16 protein-coding genes are annotated in these 20,050 nt (G+C 58.7%); 12 read left to right on the top strand and 4 right to left on the bottom strand.

Annotated features, from left to right (window positions below; translation table 11 throughout):
- Nucleotides 1–376: 376 nt before the first annotated feature.
- The 8 genes from EDF75_RS16785 to EDF75_RS16820 all read left to right on the top strand — a co-directional run bounded on the left by EDF75_RS16785 (nt 377) and on the right by EDF75_RS16820 (nt 11,152).
- Nucleotides 377–1,501 (top strand): efflux RND transporter periplasmic adaptor subunit, encoded by a 1,125-nt coding sequence (locus EDF75_RS16785; protein WP_133600223.1) that lies wholly within the window; start codon nt 377–379, stop codon nt 1,499–1,501.
- On the top strand, nt 1,501–4,608 hold the full coding sequence (locus EDF75_RS16790) for an efflux RND transporter permease subunit (RefSeq protein ID WP_133600224.1): 3,108 nt from the start codon (nt 1,501–1,503) through the stop codon (nt 4,606–4,608). Before EDF75_RS16785 ends, EDF75_RS16790 begins: the two co-directional genes overlap by 1 nt.
- A gap of 3 nt (nt 4,609–4,611) precedes the next feature.
- Nucleotides 4,612–5,976, top strand: coding sequence for an efflux transporter outer membrane subunit (locus tag EDF75_RS16795; RefSeq protein ID WP_133600225.1), 1,365 nt, complete (start codon nt 4,612–4,614; stop codon nt 5,974–5,976).
- A gap of 48 nt (nt 5,977–6,024) precedes the next feature.
- On the top strand, nt 6,025–7,188 hold the full coding sequence (locus EDF75_RS16800) for a multidrug effflux MFS transporter (RefSeq protein ID WP_133600226.1): 1,164 nt from the start codon (nt 6,025–6,027) through the stop codon (nt 7,186–7,188).
- A gap of 163 nt (nt 7,189–7,351) precedes the next feature.
- Nucleotides 7,352–8,254 (top strand): N-acetylmuramic acid 6-phosphate etherase, encoded by a 903-nt coding sequence (gene murQ / locus EDF75_RS16805; RefSeq protein ID WP_133600227.1) that lies wholly within the window; start codon nt 7,352–7,354, stop codon nt 8,252–8,254.
- Between the two features lie 24 nt (nt 8,255–8,278).
- Nucleotides 8,279–9,712, top strand: a complete 1,434-nt coding sequence (gene murP / locus EDF75_RS16810; RefSeq protein WP_133600228.1) for a PTS N-acetylmuramic acid transporter subunit IIBC — start codon at nt 8,279–8,281, stop codon at nt 9,710–9,712.
- A gap of 146 nt (nt 9,713–9,858) precedes the next feature.
- Nucleotides 9,859–10,761, top strand: coding sequence for a DMT family transporter (locus EDF75_RS16815; protein ID WP_166646196.1), 903 nt, complete (start codon nt 9,859–9,861; stop codon nt 10,759–10,761).
- Nucleotides 10,762–10,861: 100 nt separating this feature from the next.
- A complete protein-coding gene (locus tag EDF75_RS16820; RefSeq protein ID WP_133600230.1) occupies nt 10,862–11,152 on the top strand; it encodes a YicS family protein in 291 nt (96 codons plus the stop codon).
- 129 nt (nt 11,153–11,281) lie between these two features.
- On the opposite strand, the gene EDF75_RS16825 is transcribed toward EDF75_RS16820, so the two are convergent.
- A complete protein-coding gene (locus EDF75_RS16825; protein WP_133600231.1) occupies nt 11,282–12,223 on the bottom strand; it encodes a LacI family DNA-binding transcriptional regulator in 942 nt (313 codons plus the stop codon).
- 294 nt (nt 12,224–12,517) lie between these two features.
- On the opposite strand from EDF75_RS16825, the gene EDF75_RS16830 reads away from it, so the two are divergent.
- The 4 genes from EDF75_RS16830 (at nt 12,518) to EDF75_RS16845 (ending at nt 16,077) form a co-directional block, all read left to right on the top strand.
- Nucleotides 12,518–12,832, top strand: coding sequence for a PTS sugar transporter subunit IIB (locus EDF75_RS16830; RefSeq protein WP_133600232.1), 315 nt, complete (start codon nt 12,518–12,520; stop codon nt 12,830–12,832).
- A gap of 11 nt (nt 12,833–12,843) precedes the next feature.
- On the top strand, nt 12,844–14,169 hold the full coding sequence (locus EDF75_RS16835) for a PTS sugar transporter subunit IIC (RefSeq protein WP_123709514.1): 1,326 nt from the start codon (nt 12,844–12,846) through the stop codon (nt 14,167–14,169).
- A 133-nt stretch (nt 14,170–14,302) separates the two neighbouring features.
- Nucleotides 14,303–14,605: a PTS lactose/cellobiose transporter subunit IIA gene (locus tag EDF75_RS16840; RefSeq protein WP_041143296.1), complete on the top strand. Its 303-nt coding sequence runs from the start codon at nt 14,303–14,305 to the stop codon at nt 14,603–14,605.
- 92 nt (nt 14,606–14,697) lie between these two features.
- Nucleotides 14,698–16,077 carry a carbohydrate porin gene (locus tag EDF75_RS16845; protein WP_133600233.1) on the top strand — a complete coding sequence of 460 codons (1,380 nt, stop codon included), beginning with the start codon at nt 14,698–14,700 and terminating at the stop codon, nt 16,075–16,077.
- A gap of 82 nt (nt 16,078–16,159) precedes the next feature.
- Here EDF75_RS16845 and nepI read toward each other — a convergent pair whose 3' ends face one another.
- The 3 genes from nepI to uhpT form a co-directional block, all read right to left on the bottom strand.
- Nucleotides 16,160–17,353 carry a purine ribonucleoside efflux pump NepI gene (gene nepI, locus EDF75_RS16850; RefSeq protein WP_133600234.1) on the bottom strand — a complete coding sequence of 398 codons (1,194 nt, stop codon included), beginning with the start codon at nt 17,351–17,353 and terminating at the stop codon, nt 16,160–16,162.
- Nucleotides 17,354–17,529: 176 nt separating this feature from the next.
- Nucleotides 17,530–17,982 (bottom strand): DUF1198 family protein, encoded by a 453-nt coding sequence (locus EDF75_RS16855; RefSeq protein ID WP_041143299.1) that lies wholly within the window; start codon nt 17,980–17,982, stop codon nt 17,530–17,532.
- 484 nt (nt 17,983–18,466) lie between these two features.
- The gene (gene uhpT / locus EDF75_RS16860; protein ID WP_133600235.1) at nt 18,467–19,858 is read right to left on the bottom strand and encodes a hexose-6-phosphate:phosphate antiporter; all 1,392 of its coding nucleotides are present in this window, start codon (nt 19,856–19,858) and stop codon (nt 18,467–18,469) included.
- Nucleotides 19,859–20,050: the final 192 nt, after the last annotated feature.

A 20,050-nucleotide genomic window follows, 5' to 3' on the forward strand; every position in this document is an offset into this window, starting at 1 on the left:
AATGCCTCCAGGTTAAATTATGTAAGAGTATTATTGGTTCTTACTTTCACAAAAAATTCTTATTTCCTCCATTATTTTTTGCCTTAATTTTCACGATTCAAATTTAGACAAAAAAACCTTTTCATTGGTCGATTGAGACGTATAATGAGCAAAAATGAGAATGACCATTCTCACCATAAAACCCAGGAGTGGAGCCATCTCATCTGCAGAGAAGCCAAAAAATGACCGCTCCGGCGGCCGTCGTCGAATAACAGCATACAGGAACGTCTGAGTTCCTTTTTAGCCATTTTCATTTACCCGAAGATGCCTCAGCGCCCAACCCATCACCTCACTATTTAATTAGCGGGGCGGACGTCGTTTATCCTGAGAAAATATAATGAAATACACCACCATACCCATCGCAATAGCATTATTTCTGCTGGTCGGATGCGATAATTCGCAAACATCTGCCCCACAGCAAATGACGCCGGAAGTCGGCGTTGTCACCCTGAAAGGCCAGCCCGTTTCCGTTATCAGCGAGCTGACCGGCCGCACCACCGCGTCGCTCAGCGCCGAAGTACGCCCGCAGGTGGGCGGCATCATTCAAAAACGCCTGTTTACCGAAGGCGACAGGGTGAAAGCCGGCCAGGCGCTGTATCAAATTGATCCGGCCAGCTATCGCGCCGCCTATAACGAAGCGGCGGCCGCCCTGAAGCAGGCGCAATCGCTGACGGTTGCCGACTGCCAGAAGGCCCGCCGCTATACGCAGCTGGTCAAAGACAACGGCGTGTCGCTGCAGGATGCCGATGACGCGCAGTCCACCTGTAACCAGGACAAGGCCAGCGTCGAGTCGAAAAAAGCCGCGCTGGAGAGCGCCCGCATCAACCTGAACTGGACCACCGTCAGCGCGCCGATTGCCGGGCGGATCGGCATCTCCTCCGTCACCCCAGGCGCGCTGGTTTCTGCCGATCAGGATACGGCTCTGGCGACGATCCGCGGGCTGGAGACGATTTACGTCGATCTCACGCGATCGAGCATTGATCTGCTGCGCCTGCGCCAGCAAACGCTGGCAACCAACGCCGATACCCTCAGCGTCACCCTGATCCTCGAAGACGGCAGCACCTATGCCGAGAAGGGCCGCCTGGCGCTGACCGAAGTGGCGGTGGACGAATCAACCGGCTCGGTCACGCTGCGGGCGGTGTTCCCCAACCCACAGCACCTCCTGCTGCCGGGAATGTTCGTCCGCGCCCGCATCGATGAGGGCGTGATGGACGATGCGATCCTCGCCCCGCAGCAGGGGATCACCCGCGATGCCAAAGGTAACGCCACCGCGCTGGTGGTCGATGCCGACGGCAAAGTCGCCCAGCGCGAGATCGCAACCGGCGAAGCCTACGGCGATAAATGGCTGGTAGAGAGCGGACTGAAGAGCGGAGACAGGCTGATCGTTGAAGGAACCAGCAAGGTGGCCGCCGGGCAGCAGGTTAAAGCCGTAGAGATGAAAAACAGCGGAGGCAACGCCTGATGTTCTCCCGCTTCTTCGTCCGGCGCCCGGTGTTCGCCTGGGTCATCGCCATCCTGATTATGCTCGCCGGGATCCTCGCCATCCGCACGCTGCCGGTCGCCCAGTACCCGGACGTCGCGCCGCCGTCGGTGAAAATTTCTGCCACCTACACCGGCGCCTCTGCCGAAACCCTGGAAAACAGCGTGACCCAGGTTATCGAACAGCAGCTTACCGGGCTGGATAACCTGCTCTACTTCAGCTCCACCAGCAGCTCCGACGGCTCGGTCAGCATTAACGTGACCTTCGAGCAGGGGACCGATCCGGACACCGCGCAGGTGCAGGTGCAAAACAAGGTCCAGCAGGCCGAATCGCGGCTGCCCAGCGAAGTGCAGCAGTCCGGCGTGACGGTGGTGAAATCGCAGAGCAGCTTCCTGCTGATCCTCGCGGTGTACGATAAAACCGACAAGGCCACCAGCTCCGATATCGCCGACTGGCTGGTGAGCAACATGCAGGACCCGCTGGCGCGCGTGGAAGGCGTCGGCAGCCTGCAGGTATTTGGCGCTGAATACGCGATGCGCATCTGGATGGACCCGACAAAACTGGCCTCCTATGCGCTGATGCCTTCCGATGTCGAAACGGCAATCGAAGCGCAGAACGTGCAGATCTCGGCGGGTAAAATCGGCGCGCTGCCGTCCTCTAACGCCCAGCAGCTTACCGCCACCGTGCGCGCTCAGTCGCGCCTGCAAACCGTCGATCAGTTCAAAAACATCATTGTGAAGAGCAAGACCGACGGCTCGGTCGTCCGCCTGAGCGACGTCGCCCGGGTTGAAATGGGCAGCGAAGATTACACCGCTTCGGCGAACCTCAACGGCCACCCTGGCGCCGGCATCGCCGTCATGATGGCGCCGGGCGCCAACGCGCTGGATACCGCGACGCGCGTGAAGGATAAGATTGCCGAGTATCAGCGCCAGATGCCGCAGGGCTACGACATTGCCTATCCGAAGGACAGCACCGAGTTTATTAAAATTTCGGTTGAGGATGTGATTCAAACGCTGTTTGAAGCCATCGCGCTGGTGGTCTGCGTGATGTATCTGTTCCTGCAGAACTTCCGCGCCACGCTGATCCCGGCGGTGGCGGTGCCGGTGGTGCTGCTTGGCACCTTCGGCGTGCTGGCGCTGTTTGGCTACTCCATCAATACCCTGACGCTGTTTGCGATGGTGCTGGCGATCGGCCTGCTGGTGGATGACGCCATCGTGGTGGTGGAAAACGTCGAGCGAATTATGCGCGATGAGGGGCTGTCCGCCCGGGAAGCCACCGAGAAGTCGATGGGCGAAATTTCCGGAGCGCTGATCGCCATTGCCCTGGTGCTGTCGGCGGTGTTCCTGCCGATGGCCTTCTTCGGCGGTTCAACCGGCGTTATCTATCGCCAGTTCTCGGTCACCATCATCTCGGCGATGATGCTCTCCGTGGTGGTGGCGCTGACCTTAACCCCGGCGCTGTGCGGCGCGCTGCTTAGCCACTCGAAGCCCCATACCACCGGCTTCTTCGGGGCGTTCAACCGCCTGTGGGGGCGCACGGAACAGGGCTATCAACACCGCGTGCTGGGCGGCCTGCGCCGCTCGGCGACAATGATGGGCGCCTTCGCCCTGATTTGTGCCGTCATGGCGCTGGCGATGTGGAAGCTGCCGGGCAGCTTCCTGCCGGCGGAGGACCAGGGCGAAATCATGGTTCAGTACACCCTGCCGGCAGGCGCGACCGCCGTGCGCACCGCCGAGGTTCGCCGCCAGGTAACCGACTGGTTCCTGACCAAAGAGAAGGCCAATACCAGCGCTATCTTTACCGTCGACGGCTTCAGCTTCAGCGGCAGCGGGCAGAACGCCGGGATGGCTTTTGTGTCGTTGAAAAACTGGTCCCAGCGCAAGGGCGAAGCCAATACCGCGCAGGCCATTGCCCTGCGTGCCACCAAAGAGCTCGGCAGCATCCGCGACGCCTCGCTGTTTGCGATGACACCCCCTTCGGTGGACGGCCTCGGGCAGAGCAACGGCTTTACCTTTGAGCTGCTGGCCAGCGGCGGCACCGATCGCGACAGCCTGATGAAAATGCGCAGCCAGCTGCTGGCGGCGGCCAATCAGAGCCCGCAGCTGCAGTCGGTGCGCGCCAACGACCTGCCGCAGATGCCGCAGCTGCAGGTGGATATCGACAACAACAAAGCGGTGGCGCTGGGGCTATCGCTGAGCGACGTCACCGACACCCTCTCCAGCGCCTGGGGCGGCACCTACGTCAACGACTTTATCGATCGCGGGCGGGTGAAAAAGGTCTATATCCAGGGCGATAGCGATTCTCGCGCCGTCCCCGCCGATCTCGGGAAATGGTTCGTGCGCGGCAGCGATGACGCCATGACGCCATTCTCCGCCTTCGCCACCACCCGCTGGCAGTACGGTCCGGAAAGCCTGGTGCGCTACAACGGCTCCGCCGCATTTGAAATCCAGGGCGAAAACGCCGCCGGCTCCAGCTCCGGCGCGGCGATGGACAAGATGGAAGCCCTGGCCAACAGCCTGCCGGCGGGCACCACCTGGGCATGGAGCGGCATGTCGCTGCAGGAAAAGCTGGCCAGCGGCCAGGCCATGAGCCTGTACGCCATCTCAATTCTGGTGGTGTTCCTGTGCCTCGCGGCGCTGTATGAGAGCTGGTCGGTGCCGTTCTCGGTGATCATGGTTATCCCGCTCGGCCTGCTCGGCGCGGCGCTGGCGGCCTGGCTGCGCGATCTGAATAACGACGTCTACTTCCAGGTTGCGCTGTTGACCACCATCGGCCTGTCGTCGAAGAACGCCATTCTGATCGTTGAGTTTGCCGAATCGGCGGTGGATGAAGGCTATTCGCTTTCGCGGGCGGCCATACGCGCCGCGCAAACCCGTTTGCGCCCTATCGTCATGACTTCACTGGCGTTTATCGCCGGGGTGCTGCCGCTGGCGGTGGCCACCGGCGCGGGGGCCAACAGTCGCGTGGCGATCGGCAGCGGGATCATCGGCGGCACGCTGACCGCCACGCTGCTGGCTGTCTTCTTCGTTCCCCTGTTCTTTGTGCTGGTGAAACGGTTCTTCACCCGCCAGCGTCCTTCTCAGGAGTAGGTTATGTTTCGTTTTACGTTAGTTTTTATCGCGCTCCTGAGCGCAGGCTGCGTCTCCCTTGACCCGCACTATGAGCGCCCGGCGGCGCCGGTCCCCTCCACGCTGCCCGGCGCCCACGGCGAAGCGACGACGGTCGTCAGCCAGTGGCAGCAGGTGGTGAACGACGCGCGGCTCAAAAAAGTGGTGACCATCGCGCTGAACAGCAACCGCGACGTGCAAAAAGCGCTGGCCGATATCGAGGCCGCCCGCGCCCAGTTTGGCGAAACCCGCGCTTCGCTGTTCCCCACCGTGGACGCCGAGCTGAGCCATACCCGCAGCAAAACGGTGGCCAGCGGCCTCACCTCATCGGCGGAGGCCGACGGGGCGGTCTCCAGCTTCGAGCTGGACCTGTTCGGCAAGAACCAGAGCCTGAGCCGCGCGGCGCGGGAAACCTGGCTTGCCAGCGAATTCACCGCCCAGAATACGCGGCTGACGATGATCGCCGACCTGACCACCGCGTGGATCACCCTCGCGGCGGACAACAGCAGCCTGGCGCTGGCCGAAGAAACGATGGCCAGCGCCGACAGCTCGCGCAAAATCGTTGCCCGCCAGATGGCGGTCGGTACCGCTGCGGCCAGCGATCTGAGCGATGCCGAAGCGGTTTACCAGCAGGCGCGCGCCAGCGTCGCCAGCTATCGTACCCAGGTCGCGCAGGATAAAAACGCGCTCAACCTGCTGGCCGGTGAAACCGTCCCTGAGAGCCTGCTGCCCGGCACGCTGCAAAGCCTCGGCGACAGCAGCATCGCCCTGATCCCCGCCGGCGTCTCTTCGTCGGTCCTGCTGCGCCGCCCGGATATTCAGGAGGCCGAGCACAACCTCAAGAGCGCCAACGCCGATATTGGCGCCGCGCGCGCCAACTTCTTCCCGAGCATTTCGCTAACCGCCAGCGCCGGGGTCGGCAGCGATTCGCTCTCTTCGCTGTTCAGCCACGGGATGCAGGTGTGGTCGTTCGCGCCATCAATCAGCCTGCCGCTGTTTACCGGCGGCAGCAACCTGGCGCAGCTTCGCTATGCCGAAGCGGAGAAAAAGGGACTGATCGCCACCTACGAGAAAAGTATTCAGAGCGCGTTCAAAGACGTCGCCGACGCGCTGGCGCGCCGGGAAACCCTGGGCGAGCAGCTGGATGCCCAGCAGCAGTACGTCGCCGCCGAGCAGAAATCGCTGGATATAGCCACCCGCAGCTATCAGGCAGGGATCGGCAACTATCTGTCGGTGCTTACCGCTCAGCGTACGCTGTGGTCGGCGCAGGCCACGCTGATTACCCTCCAGCAAACCGATCTGCAAAACCGCATTACGCTCTGGCAGTCGCTGGGAGGCGGCGCCAGCTGATCTGCTCCCGCCGGGCCGCCGCGCCCGGCATCCTCATAAGGACCTGCTATGCCGCGTATTTCTCTCTCCTGGGTTGTTATTCTCGGACTGCTCTCGGGCATCGGCCCGCTCTGTACCGACTTCTATCTGCCGGCGCTGCCGGATATCACCCGCCAGCTGAATGCGACCAGCACGCAAACCCAGCTCTCGCTGACCGCCGCGCTGCTCGGGCTGGGCCTCGGCCAGCTGTTTTTTGGCCCGCTCAGCGACCGCATCGGCCGCCGCAGGCCGCTAATCCTCTCGCTGCTGCTGTTTATCGTCTCCTCGGCGATGTGCGCCCTGACCCAGGATATTCATCTGCTGATTCTCTGGCGCTTTTTGCAGGGCTTTGCCGGCGCGGGCGGCTCGGTGCTATCGCGCTCGATTGCCCGCGATCGCTATCAGGGCGCGCTGCTGACCCAGTTCTTTGCCCTGCTGATGACCGTCAACGGCATTGCGCCTGTTCTGTCGCCGGTGCTTGGCGGCTACGTCATCACCGCCTTCGACTGGCGCACTCTGTTCTGGATAATGGCGGCGATCGGCGGCGTACTGCTGCTGTTAAGCCTGGCGATCCTCCACGAAACCCTACCGCCGAAAAGCGCCGCTACCTCGCGTAAAGCGGGCGGCTCGCCGGTGCTGAAAAATCGCCGCTTTATGCGCTACTGCCTGATTCAGGCCTTTATGATGGCCGGCCTGTTCTCCTATATCGGCTCGTCGTCCTTCGTGATGCAGAGCGAATTTGCCATGAGCGCCATGCAGTTCAGCCTGCTGTTCGGCCTGAACGGGATCGGGCTGATTATTGCCGCGCTTATCTTCTCCCGCCTGACGCGCCGCTTTTCGGCAGAATCTCTGCTGCGCACGGGGCTGATGCTGGCAGTGCTGTGCGCCGCCGGCATGCTGCTGTTCGCCTGGCTGCAGCTGCCGCTGCCGGCGCTGATCGGCCTGTTTTTCACCGTGTCGTTTATGAGCGGCATCAGCACCGTGGCCGGGGCCGAAGCGATGAATGCCGTTGATACCGGGCAGTCGGGCACCGCGTCCGCGCTGTTAGGTACGCTGATGTTCGTTTTTGGCGGCATTGCCGCGCCGCTCGCCGGACTCGGCGGTGAAACCATGCTGAAAATGAGCCTGGCCATGGCGATAAGCTATTCTCTGGCCCTGCTGCTGAGCCTGAAAAACCCCGCTGCGCCACGCTAGCCCAGCCTGCGGTAATAAAATATTCCAGTTTTATTACCGCACAATCCCCCGCCATACCTGCAAATATCTTATTATCCGCCGTGCGCTAATCGTGATAACCTTCACATGAATGGAATAATTAATTCCTTAGAATACCCGCCATTGTGAATAATGAGGTTTTGTTATGAGTATCGACCTGAGCAAACTGCTGACCGAACGGCGCAACGCCAATAGCGCCAATATTGACATCCTGTCTACCGTTGAAATGCTGACGGTGATTAACCGGGAAGACAGGCTGGTGGCCGAGGCAATTACCCCCTATTTGCCGCAGATCGCTCAGGTTGTCGACAAGGTCGCCGCGGCGCTGCAGGCGGGCGGGCGTCTGATTTACATCGGCGCAGGCACCTCCGGTCGTCTGGGGATCCTCGACGCCAGCGAATGTCCGCCAACCTTCGGCACGCGTCCGGAGCAGGTCGTAGGGATTATAGCCGGCGGGCATAAGGCCATTCTTAGCGCGGTGGAAAACGTCGAAGACAATAAAGCGCAGGGCGCAATGGACCTGCAGAACCTCAATTTCAGCAACCGCGACGTGCTGGTTGGCCTCGCCGCCAGCGGGCGGACGCCGTACGTCATCGGCGCGATGGAGTATGCCCATAGCCAGAACGCGTTTGTCGCCATCGTCAGCTGCAATCCGCACGGCGAGATGGCCCGGCTGGCGGACGTCGCCATCACTCCGGTCGTCGGTCCGGAGGTGGTGACCGGCTCAACCCGCCTGAAAGCCGGCACCGCGCAAAAGCTGGTGCTGAATATGATTTCTACCGGGGCGATGATCCGCGTCGGCAAGGTGTACAGCAACCTGATGGTTGACGTTGAGGCCACCAACGCGAAGCTTATCGAGCGTCAGGTCTCCATCGTCATGGAGGCGACCGAGTGCAATCGCGACGCCGCCCAGCGCGCGCTGGACGCCTGCGGTCGTCACTGCAAAACGGCCATTGTGATGGTGCTTGCCGATCTTGACGCCGAAGAAGCGCAGTCGCTGCTGGCCAAAAATAGCGGCTATATCCGCAAAGCGCTGGGCAACGCCTGAGCGCCAACAGACAGGTAAACTGCAATGGCAAAAATAAATAAAGAGATGATAGCGCGGATCCTTGCCCACGTCGGCGGAGCCGGAAACGTGGCGCAGGCCGGTAACTGCATGACCCGCCTGCGCCTGACGCTGCGCGACGAAGCGCTGGCCGATAGCGCCGCAATCCGTCAGGTTGAAGGCGTGATGGGGGTTATCGTCAGCGATGAGCAGTTTCAGGTCGTGCTTGGCCCGGGCAAAGCGCAAACCGCGGCGGAAATGATGAACGCCATGCTGGAGGATGCGCCGCAGGACGCTCCGTCGCTGGCGGACGTCGCCGCCGAGAAGAGACAGGCGCTGAAGAGCAAGCAGACCAGCGGGGTACAGAAGTTTCTCGCCAAATTCGCCACTATTTTTACGCCGCTGATCCCCGGCTTTATCGCCGTCGGCCTGCTGCTCGGCTTCGCCACCCTGGCAGAACAAATCTTCGTCCTGGAGAATGCTCACCCTAACGCCAGCCTGGTGGCGCTGATCGGCTATATGAAGATATTCAGCAAAGGGATGTTTACCTTCCTGAGCATCTTAATCGGTTATAACGCCCAGAAGGCGTTTGGCGGCTCCGGGGTCAACGGGGCGATTATCGCCTCGCTGTTCGTCCTCGGCTACAACCCGGAAGCGACCAGCGGATTTTACGCCGGGATCACCACCTTCTTCGGCCACGGCATCGACCCGCGCGGCAATATTATCGGCGTCCTGATCGCCTCGATTATCGGCGCATGGGTGGAAAAACAGGTGCGGCGTATCATGCCGGCCAACCTTGATATGATCCTTACCTCGGCGGTCACGCTGCTGATTATGGGCGCGGTCACCTTTACGGTGATCATGCCGATTGGCGGCTGGCTGTTTACCGGAATGTCGTGGCTGTTCCTGCACCTCAACGGTAACCCATTCGGTTCGGCGGTGCTGGCGGGGCTATTCCTGCTGGCGGTGATGTTTGGCGTCCATCAGGGCTTTGTCCCGGTCTATTTCGCACTGGTGGATGCGCAGGGCTTTAACTCGCTGTTCCCGATTCTGGCGATGGCCGGCGCCGGGCAGGTCGGCGCCGCGCTGGCCCTCTACTGGCGGGCGAAGCACGGCTCGCTGCTGCGCACCCAGATCAAAGGGGCGATTATCCCCGGCTTTCTCGGCATCGGCGAACCGCTGATCTATGGTGTCACCCTGCCGCGGATGAAGCCGTTTGTCACCGCCTGCATCGGCGGCGCCTGCGGCGGCTTCTTCCTCGGCCTGATCGCATGGCTGGGCCTGCCGGTGGGGCTGAATACGGTCTTTGGGCCCTCCGGCCTGGTGGCGCTGCCGCTGATGACCTCCGGCAGCGGCATCTACGCCGGGATGGCGGTCTACGCGGCGGGGCTGGCCGTCTCTTACCTGTGCGGCTTTGCGCTGACCTGGCTGTTCGGCAGTAAGAACGTTGATTTGAGTTAAGGCGCAGCGCTGGTCAGGGGGCGCCTGGCCGGCCGTTCCCCGATCTGCGCCGCGCTTATGCGGACGGCGACTACCATTTCCTTCCCCGCCGTCCGAACGCGCCCATGCTATGATTCCCTTTTTGCGATATACCACCTGAGGGAAAGATGGGCTCCAGTAAAAAAGGGATGCTAAATGTACTCATAGCCGCCGTGCTATGGGGGAGTTCCGGCGTCTGCGCGCAGTACATTATGCAGCAAAGCCAGATGTCATCGCCGTTTCTGACCATGACGCGCCTGCTGTTCGCCGGCCTGATCCTGCTGATGCTCTCTTTCGTCCACGGCGATAAAATTTTCCGCGTCCTGCAGAACCGCAAGGATGCTATCAGCCTGCTGATTTTCTCGCTGTTTGGCGCGCTGACCGTACAGTACACCTTCCTGATGACCATCGAAAAATCAAACGCCGCGACCGCGACGGTGCTGCAGTTCCTGTCGCCGACGATTATCGTCGCCTGGTTCGCGCTGGCCCGCAAAACGCGCCCTCGCCCGCTGGTGCTGGCGGCGATCGGCACTTCGCTGGCTGGAACGTTTCTGCTGGTGACCCACGGCAATCCGACAACGCTCTCTATTTCACCCGCGGCGCTCTTCTGGGGGGTGGCTTCGGCCTTTGCCGCCGCCTTCTACACCACCTATCCGTCAACGCTTATCGCCCGCTACGGCACCCTGCCGATCGTCGGCTGGAGCATGCTGCTCGGCGGGGCGATGCTGCTGCCGTTCTACGGCGGCCAGGGCAGCAACTTTGTGGTCAACGGCCCTCTGCTGCTGGCCTTCTTTTATCTGGTAGTGATCGGCACTTCGCTGACCTTCAGCCTTTATCTGAACGGCGCGCAGATGATTGGCGGCGCGAAAGCGGGCATTCTCAGCTGCGCCGAACCGCTGAGCAGCGCCCTGCTCTCGCTGCTGCTGCTGGGCATCACCTTTACGCTGCCGGACTGGCTCGGCACGCTGCTGATCCTGTCATCGGTGGTGCTGATAGCCGTGGATTCACGGCGGCGCGTTCGGGCGGCATAGAAAAGCAATTCACTGATTTTAAACAATTTATAATCCAGACAATTTGCGTGTTTTACGCACTACGCATATAGTTTGGTATCACCCTTGAAGGAGAAGCGCCATGAAAGCGTGTTGGATGTTGTGCCTGGTCAGCGCCCTCAGCGCCTCGGCCGCGTGGGCCGAATCGCCGCTACAAAGCCTGCAGTTCGAGCAGCAAAAGCAGCAGGTATTAAAAGCGGTGAAGGAAAAATGCAGCCCGGCGGCAACCCTTAGCGATAACGACTTTGCCAATCAGGTTCTTGCCTCAAAAGAGAATCAAACCTACGTGCGCGAGGCGACCCTGGCAAAAGAGCGTAATAACCAGAAAAACTACCGGGCGGCTATCGACAAGATTACCTGTCCGGCACAGTGATCGCGCTTGCCACACGGCCAGCAGGCCGCCCGCCGCGCAAATAAAAATACCTGTCAGTTACGCCACTGGCAGGTATTTTTTTGACTTCATCATGGGCCCGCGGCCGTGTGCGCCCACGCGCGGGTCAGCTTAGATTTTCGGAATAATAAGATCCCCGCGCAGCATGCTGCCGCCCAGCATTTGCGTCTTTTCCGTCAGCCAGCTGACGATCCGCATCGCCATCGCATCCATCGAGTACTCAATCGCCGGAATGGTCGGAATACCGGGCAGCTGTAGCGATCCCGCCAGGCTAAAGACCATCACCTTTTCCGGCACCGCGCGGCCGAACGCCTGCAGCTGCGGGACAACCCGCTGCGCCTGCTGCTCGTCCGCAACCAGCAGCGCATTGAAATTCAACGTCGTCGCGTTGCTCACCAGCTCCTGCACCGCCACCGACGGCGAAGTGCTGTCGAGGAATACCAGGTTGCGATTAAACGGCAGGAAATTTTTCTCCAGCGCATGCTTGTAGCCCAGCAGCACCTGATCGGCAAAGCCGCTCCCCTCGGGATGGATAAGCGCAATCTGGCGTCGACCCTGGCTAATCAAATAGTTACAGGCAGTTTCCGCGGCAAAAGCGTGGTCAAACTGAATGCTGTTCGCCCCTTCGCTCTCGAGGCAGTCAATCAGCGCCACGTCCGGCCGGTCAATATTCAGCGGGAAGCGGGCGCCGATAATCAGGATATCGTCACACAGGCCGCAGCTGAGCTCTTCGAGCGAGTTCATCACCCCATCGCGGGTGTTCGCAAAGCGCAGCAGGAGATGCTTTTGATGCTGGCTGAGCTGTTTTTCCAGGGCATACAGATAGCTGGTGGTTTGGTTGATATTATCCTGGGCGCAAATCACCCCGATGCAGCCCGTGCTCTGGCTGAACAAGGATTGGGCAATCATATTTGGCCGGTAATTGAGCTCTTCCGCCGCCTGCAGTACCGCCTGACGGCTGGCCTCTTTGACGCCGCGAGAGCCGCTCAGCACGCGTGAAACCGTGGCCTTTGAGACGCCAGCTAACCGTGATACATCGTTGATTGTAGACATCTTTCTCCCCTGACAGGGTCGGGCCGATCCCTGTAAATCTTTAAACCTGAATCGCTTCAATAGTAACCAACGGCAGTATATCCGTTTCCTTTTTTATTTGGAAACCGATTTTCCATTTCATGGAAAATCATCGCAAAAACCACGGAATTATGTGAGCAGAATCTAATTAATCAGCCCTTACACCGTTAGTTCTTGACGGTTATCACAGTTCTGTTTTTTATAAATGGAAACCGGTTTCCGTCTGATATCAAATCATCCACGCAATAACTTTTTACATATTGAGGATGAGTGTCGATGTACAAGATTATGCTGTGCTGCTCTGCGGGGATGTCCACCAGTCTGCTGGTCAGGAAGATGGTCGATGAGGCGAAGGAACGTAACCTGCCGGTGCAGATAGACGCCTATGGCGTTTCCGAATTTGACATGCAGTTTCCGCAATACCAGGTGGTGCTGCTCGGGCCCCAGGTAAAATACATGCTGAAAACATTATCTGAGAAAGCCACTTCCCTGAATATTCCGGTCCAGCCGATAAACGCCATGGACTACGGAATGCAGCGGGGAGATAACGTCCTGGATTATGCTCTGTCGCTGATAGCAGCGGCGCATTAAGAGGTGTGCAAATGAGTTCTCTGTATCAGTCCATGATTGCCGTGATCGAGCAATCTATTACTCCGCTGGCAGGACGCCTTGGGCAGCAGAAATACGTTATCGCCATCCGCGATGGCTTCACTGCCGCATTGCCGTTTATGATCATCGGCTCTTTCATGCTGGTATTTATCTTTCCTCCTTTTTCACCCGACACCACCAACGGTTTTGCCCGCGGCTGGCTGGATTTCTCACAGCAGTATCGTGAGCAGCTGATGCTGCCGTTTAACCTGAGCATGGGGGTCATGACCTTCTTTATTTCCGTCGGCATTGGCGCCAGCCTCGGCCGCCAGTTTCAGCTCGACCCGGTGATGTCCGGCCTGCTGGCCTTTATGGCTTTCCTGCTGGTCGCGGCGCCCTACGCCGACGGCAAAATTTCCACCCAGTATCTGTCAGGTCAGGGGATCTTCACCGCCTTAATTACCGCTATCTACTCCACCCGCATTTACGCATGGCTGAAGCAGAATAATATTACTATCCGCCTGCCGAAAGAGGTGCCTACCGGCGTCGCGCGCTCGTTCGAAATCCTGATCCCGGTGCTGGTGGTGATCGGTACGCTGCATCCGCTGAACCTGTTTATCGAAGCGCAAACCGGCATGATCCTGCCGCAGGCGATTATGCACCTGCTGGAGCCGCTGGTGTCGGCCTCCGACTCCCTGCCGGCAATCCTGCTCTCCGTGCTGATGTGCCAGATTTTCTGGTTCGCCGGGATCCACGGCTCGCTGATTGTGACCGGGATTATGAATCCGTTCTGGATGGCGAACCTGTCGGCAAACCAGGCGGCGCTGGCCGCTGGCGCCGCGCTGCCGCACGTTTACCTGCAGGGCTTCTGGGACCACTATCTGCTGATTGGCGGCGTGGGTTCGACGCTTCCGCTGGCATTCCTGCTGCTGCGCAGCCGCGTAGCACACCTGCGGACCATCGGCAAAATGGGCATCGTGCCAAGCTTCTTCAATATTAACGAACCGATTCTGTTCGGGGCGCCGATTATCATGAACCCGATGATGTTTATCCCGTTTGTGTTCGTGCCGATGATCAACGCGGTGCTGGCCTACGGCGCAACGCGTCTCGGCTGGCTGACGCAGGTGGTCTCGCTGACGCCGTGGACCACGCCGGCCCCTATCGGCGCCTCCTGGGCCGCCAACTGGACCCTGAGCCCGGTAGTGATGTGCGTCATTTGCATGGTGATGTCAGCCGTCATTTACCTGCCATTCCTCCGCGCCTATGAACGCTCATTAATGAAAACTGAAGTCGAAAAAGCCAAAGCCGCCGTTCCGGTTGCTGAAACAGTCAGTCAGTAATAGTCGGGAAATACGCTCTTAGCTGTATTTCCCGGAGCGTCCGATAAAAATAACACCGTCATCAGGAATTATGCGGAAAAGGGATTTTCGCCGTACGCTTTAAATAATAAAATTAATGATCTCAGGAACTATTATGATTGAATTAGAAGATGCGGTAATGGAAATTATCGTGAATGCGGGACAGTCACGCTCATTATGTTTCGAAGCGATTCACGCTGCCCGCCACGGTAATATTGATGAAGCTAAACTGCTCCTTAATGAAGCCGACGGCTACGCCCGTCGGGCGCACCAGATGCAGACCCAGCTTATCGAGCAGGATGCGGGCGAGGCGCGCCAGCCGATGACGCTGATTATGGTCCACGCTCAGGACCATCTGATGAATTCGCTGCTGGCTCGCGAGTTTTCACAGGAAATTATTCACTTATACCAACGTTAATATATAAACGTCATCCCCTAGCTCACCCTTTATATTAACCGGGGCGGGATGGTTATTATCTTAATATATAAATTATTACCAGCGAGATAATTATGAATAATGTAAAAATGCTGCCATTAGCCATGGCGGTCGTTGCCGCACTGTGCCCAATTTCTGTATTAGCACAAGATTTTACTCAGCAACAAATCGACGCCATTGTGGCGAAAGCCGTGGATAAAGCGCTGGCCGACCGTCAGGCCAAAATCGATGCCGCCGCCGATAAAAAGGTGGACGTCATCACCAACCCGCAGACCACCGCAGCCTCACCGGATATGGCTATTCCATTCGGCCTGAAGTTTAGCGGCTACGCCCGCTATGGCGCCCAGTTCCAGACCGGCGACCAGAAGTTCGTCGGCGTCGACGGCTCCTACAACGGCGCGTCGGCAATCGGCCGTCTCGGCAACGAAGGCAACGGCGGCGAATTCCAGATCACCAAAGCCTTTAAGAGCAGCCAGGGCGCTATCTGGGATATTAACGTTATGTTTGACCACTGGAGCGACGAAGTTAACCTGAAAAAGGCCTACGTCGGCGTCACTAACGTCCTCGAATCAAACCCCAACGCCTATATCTGGGCCGGTCGCGACTTCCACCAGCGTCCGCAGCAGGGGATCAACGACTACTTCTGGATGAACCACGACGGCCAGGGCGCCGGGGTGAAAAACTTTGATATCGGCGGCGTGCAGTTTGACGTGGCGGGGGTCTCACAGGTTGAGTCCTGCAGCCCGGAGGTGATGGCCGATGAGTCCAACCCGTCGCGCATCACCTGTACCGGCGGCTCGGGCACCGGCGATGACGGCCACTACGCGCTGACGTCAAAAATCCACAATATCAAGGCTGGGCCAATCGACGTTGAGGTGTACGCCAACTACGGCTTTGATTCAAAAGCGGTGGATAACGACGCGCAGCTCGATGCCTGGCAGGGCGGCCTGGTGCTGAGCCATACCAACGACGGCGGCGTGAACAAGGTTATCCTGCGCTATTCCGATAACGCGGATAACAGCGTTTATAACAAAACCGACGATCTGACCGCCATCTACGCCAGCTTTGAGGGCAGCCACAAGTTTACCCGACAGGCGCAGGTGGAGTATCTGCTGGCCTTCCATGACTACGACAACGGCAAGGACAATACCGATAACCGTAAAAACTACGGCGCGATTATCCGTCCGATGTATTTCTGGAACGACGTGCATTCAACCTGGCTGGAAGCCGGCTATCAGCGCGTTGACTACGATCGGGGCGGGGATAACCACGGCTGGAAGCTGACGCTGTCGCAGAACATCGCGATTGGTATGGGGCCTGAGTTCCGGCCGATGCTGCGCTTCTACGTCACCGGCGGCCAGGTGGATAATAAACATACCGCTAAGGTCAACGGCACCAGCAGCGACCAGCTGGACTCGCTGAACGTCGGCGGCATGTTTGAGGCCTGGTTCTAAGTCAGAAAGCAGTCCCGGGTCGCGGCGTGAATGCCCGGCCCGGGTTTGGTTGCCCGGCCGGCGCTGCGCCCCGGGGCTTTTTTTATGCCGAAATCCGCACCTTCGTTGCCACCAGCAGCCCGGTCAGCAGCATCAGGGCGCCCGAGATAATCAGCGGCGACAGCAGGCCCAGGTGGTCGAGCGCCACGCCGCCAACAGCGGCCCCGCAGGTATTCGCCAGCTGAATCACCGCGACCTGGATCGAACCGGCCTTTTCCGCCTGATCTGACAGCGAACGGGTGATCCACGTTGACCAGCCCACCGGGATCAGGGCAAAAGCAAAGCCCCAGATAATCGCCACCGCGGAGGCCACAATCTGACTTTCTCCCCACAGCACCAGCACCGCCGCGCTGGCCGCCAGAACCAGAGGCGCCGTCGCTAAGGCGGTTTTCACCGATCGCTTCAGGAGCATCGACGACAGCGAGGTCCCGACAAAGCTGGCAATCCCAAAGCTCAGCAGCACCAGCGTCAGGCCATCAACGTCAAAGCCCGCGAGGGTCATATAGACCGGACGAATGTAGGTAAAGAAGGAAAACTGGCCGGCGAAGGCCATGAAAATAGCGCACATCCCGGCCATTACGCCGGGACGCTTCAGCAGACTCAGCATGTTTTGCTGCTGATGCGGCGCTTCACCAGGCAGCGAAGGCAGCACCTTCAGTACCCAAATCGTGCACAGCACGCCCATTACCGCCGCCGCGTTAAAGACGTTGCGCCAGCCGATAATGCCGCCGAGGAAACTGCCCAACGGCGCGGCAATCACCAGCGCAATCGACACCGCCCCGAAGATAACCGACAGCGCTTTTGGCACCACCCGCATCGGAACCAGGCGCATGGTCAGCGACGCCGACATCGCCCAAAATCCCCCTAGCGCCAGCCCCAGGCAGGCGCGACCTACCAGCAGCAGCCAAAAGCTGTTGGCAAAGGAGACCAGCAGGCAGGAGAGCGTCAGCAGCACGGAAAACAGGATCACCACGTAGCGGCGATCGGTGGTGCGGATCAGGGACGTAATAAACAGGCTGGCAAACATCGCCACAAACGCGGTCGTGGTGACCGACTGTCCGGCCATCCCCTCGGAAATGCCTAAATCCTGCGCCATCGGCGTCAGCAGGCTCACCGGCAGGAACTCAACGGTTATCAGGCAGGCGACGCAAAAGGCCACCGCAAAAACCGCCGACCAGTTTGGCCGTGAAACTTCATTGGTCTGCGATTTGCTCGTGGTGCGGATATGTTCTGTCATGGCGTAACCTGAAGCTAAAAACGTACGGAAAAGCAGCGCAGTCTATCATCAAAACTGTGACGAATTTAACGTTTTGACAACTTTTCTTTCATTACCACGCTCAGTCAGATAGCCACAGCGTAATTCATGGATAAATTCAACGACGAGGCAGATGGGAAGCGCAATGACTCGTGATATTAATGCAGATAAAACACCCCCTCTTCCGGCAGGAAGAGCTGGTTATAGCGCAGCTGGAAAGCGTTTAGCTCCTGCGGATCGGGCTCTATTTCGCGCATAAAGCCAAGCGTCAGGCGGATTTGCGCATCGGTGATTGGCGCGGCAAGCCGGGCTTTACGCAGCAGACGGTACCAGCTGTTCAGATTCTCTTCGCTGCCATCAACAATACAGACCTGCCAGATTAGCAGCACCTGCGCGGCATTCTGCAAATGGGCCTCATCGGGGCGCTCAAGGTAGCGAATAAACTCGGTTCCAGCCGTTTTACCAAACTGGTCGATCATCGACTCAATCGCAACCGGCGTGATACCCAGTCGTTCGTTTAAGCGTTTGATCGCCCGGCGGGAATCAGAGGTCAACACCCGAAATCCGACCACAAACACCACGCCAAGCGTTGCCAGTATTATCCAGACCATACGTTCTCCTTAAATCAGCCGCTCATCATAGCGGGAAACATCCGGTCTCGACAGCAGGCAGCGCCAGATTAGTGAACTGAAAAAAGGGAAAAAACGACATGCAGGCAGGCCTGCGGACGCAAGCCCTTAACCGGCTAAATTCGGGGATGACTAAGGGGCGGCAGTAAGAAACCTGCCAACGGCAGTCGGCAAAAACGGGAGAAACGGTTATCAATACAACATCTATTATGGTCTAAACGGCAAGCAGTACACAGACTCACTCTTTATTGATAACGATGGAAGATTATGAACATGTCATTGCCAGCGTATTTATTTCTTCCGTTCATTTTACGCATGTCTACTATCCTGGCAGCTCTTCTCCAAAGATGGATGAAGCCATCAAAAAACCATCGGTAGGTCAGAAGAGGCCTAAATTCCCCTCTTGCACAGCAGGCATAAAAAAGCCCGGCGGGAAGGCCGGGCAACGTTACCCATACCTGATGCCTCAGGCGGTCTGCAAACTCTGTTTCTTCTTCTCGCGGCGAATTTTACGTTCTTCAAATACCGCGACGATGGCCATCAGGCAGATACAGCCGATTGCCGCCGCGTCCAGCGCCGCGAAGGTGCCCGCCCAGCCGGTGAGGCCGAAGACCGGCGTGCCGTCGGCAATCATCCCGAGGCCCAGCTTGGCGAAGCTGTCGCCAATCAGATAGGCGAAGGTACCTTTGATGCCGTCCGCTGCGCCAATCGCTTTTTTCGGCACAAAACCAACGGCCGCGACGCCAATCAACAGCTGCGGGCCAAAGACTAAAAAGCCGAGGGCAAACAGCGACATCAGATAGACATACTGATTGCTGGCATGCTGGTAAACGCCGAGCGTCGCAATGATCAGCGCCAGCGCGACGCAGGCCACCAGCGCCCGGCGGCCGTTGGCCAGATCCGACAGCCAGCCCCACAGCAGGGTGCCGACCAGCGCACCGACTTCAAACAGGGTAAAGCCCTGAATCGCCACCTCTTTTGACAGCTTCAGCTCCTGGAATGCGTAAACGGTTGACCACTGGTCGATGCCGATACGCACCACGTAGAGGAAAATATTGGAGAAGCACAGCAGCCAGATAACTTTGTTTTTCAGCACGTACTCGACGAAGATCTGCCACTTGGTCATCGCGCTATCTTCGGTTTCTTTATCCTCTTCGCTGATCTCCTCCCCGAACAGCTCTTCGGCATTGCCGAGACCGTAGGATTCAGGGGAGTCGCTGCCAAAACGCAGGCCGATAAAGCCCACGACCAGCGCGATAATCGACGGGAAGATAAACATCCCGATGACGTGGCCGTCGAACAGGTAGTTGGCGCCAAACAGCGCTACCCCTGCCGCGCCCGCGCCGCCGAGGTTGTGGGAGATATTCCACATCCCGAGGTACGATCCGCGCTTGCGTCGCGGCGTCCACTTGGTAATCGTCGAGTAGCTGCACGAGCCGCCGGTGCTCTGGAAGAAGCCGCTCAGCGCGTAGAAGGCGATCATCAGGAACAGGCTGGTCGACCCGGCGCCCATGCTGGCGCTGAAGCCAAGCATACAGATGGCGGAGAGGATCAGCATAAACGGCAGGAACTGCTTGGTATTTTTGCCGTCGGCGTAGTAGGAGACCAGCGTTTTACCCACGCCGTAGGTGATGGAGAAGCCCAGGCCAATCATCCCCAGCTGCGTCATGCTCAACCCGTAGGTCGAAATCATGTCGTTTTGAGCAATGTTAAAGTTCTTGCGGATCAGATACATGGTCAGGTAGCCGATGAAGACCACCAGATAGGACTGCATGAACGGTTTAAACCACATCTTGCGCCGCACGTCGAGCGGCAGATCCAGGGTCGGTTTACGTACCTGGTTTAGAAAGGCCAGCATAGGACACTCCAGGTTTTCCCTTGATGCCTCAGGCCTCAGGTACGTTGGCGACGCTCGCCTGCCGCCTTCCTGCAACATGAATTATTTTGGGAAAATGATATTGAATGACCGCTATTGTAAAAACTGGCCGTACGGCTTGCCTGAGACAGCGTCCAGGTGAAACCGGGAAAATGTCTTAGTTTTGCCGCACTC

This window comes from Klebsiella sp. BIGb0149, assembly GCF_004362605.1.
Classification (GTDB): domain Bacteria; phylum Pseudomonadota; class Gammaproteobacteria; order Enterobacterales; family Enterobacteriaceae; genus Klebsiella; species Klebsiella terrigena.

Bases quoted from the DNA above. Each gene is read 5' to 3' on its own strand.
- EDF75_RS16785 (WP_133600223.1), top strand. From the start codon at position 377: ATGAAATACACCACCATACCCATCGCAATAGCATTATTTCTGCTGGTC.
- EDF75_RS16790 (WP_133600224.1), top strand. From the start codon at position 1,501: ATGTTCTCCCGCTTCTTCGTCCGGCGCCCGGTGTTCGCCTGGGTCATC.
- EDF75_RS16795 (WP_133600225.1), top strand. From the start codon at position 4,612: ATGTTTCGTTTTACGTTAGTTTTTATCGCGCTCCTGAGCGCAGGCTGC.
- EDF75_RS16800 (WP_133600226.1), top strand. From the start codon at position 6,025: ATGCCGCGTATTTCTCTCTCCTGGGTTGTTATTCTCGGACTGCTCTCG.
- murQ (WP_133600227.1), top strand. From the start codon at position 7,352: ATGAGTATCGACCTGAGCAAACTGCTGACCGAACGGCGCAACGCCAAT.
- murP (WP_133600228.1), top strand. From the start codon at position 8,279: ATGGCAAAAATAAATAAAGAGATGATAGCGCGGATCCTTGCCCACGTC.
- EDF75_RS16815 (WP_166646196.1), top strand. From the start codon at position 9,859: ATGGGCTCCAGTAAAAAAGGGATGCTAAATGTACTCATAGCCGCCGTG.
- EDF75_RS16820 (WP_133600230.1), top strand. From the start codon at position 10,862: ATGAAAGCGTGTTGGATGTTGTGCCTGGTCAGCGCCCTCAGCGCCTCG.
- EDF75_RS16825 (WP_133600231.1), bottom strand. From the start codon at position 12,223: ATGTCTACAATCAACGATGTATCACGGTTAGCTGGCGTCTCAAAGGCC.
- EDF75_RS16830 (WP_133600232.1), top strand. From the start codon at position 12,518: ATGTACAAGATTATGCTGTGCTGCTCTGCGGGGATGTCCACCAGTCTG.
- EDF75_RS16835 (WP_123709514.1), top strand. From the start codon at position 12,844: ATGAGTTCTCTGTATCAGTCCATGATTGCCGTGATCGAGCAATCTATT.
- EDF75_RS16840 (WP_041143296.1), top strand. From the start codon at position 14,303: ATGATTGAATTAGAAGATGCGGTAATGGAAATTATCGTGAATGCGGGA.
- EDF75_RS16845 (WP_133600233.1), top strand. From the start codon at position 14,698: ATGAATAATGTAAAAATGCTGCCATTAGCCATGGCGGTCGTTGCCGCA.
- nepI (WP_133600234.1), bottom strand. From the start codon at position 17,353: ATGACAGAACATATCCGCACCACGAGCAAATCGCAGACCAATGAAGTT.
- EDF75_RS16855 (WP_041143299.1), bottom strand. From the start codon at position 17,982: ATGGTCTGGATAATACTGGCAACGCTTGGCGTGGTGTTTGTGGTCGGA.
- uhpT (WP_133600235.1), bottom strand. From the start codon at position 19,858: ATGCTGGCCTTTCTAAACCAGGTACGTAAACCGACCCTGGATCTGCCG.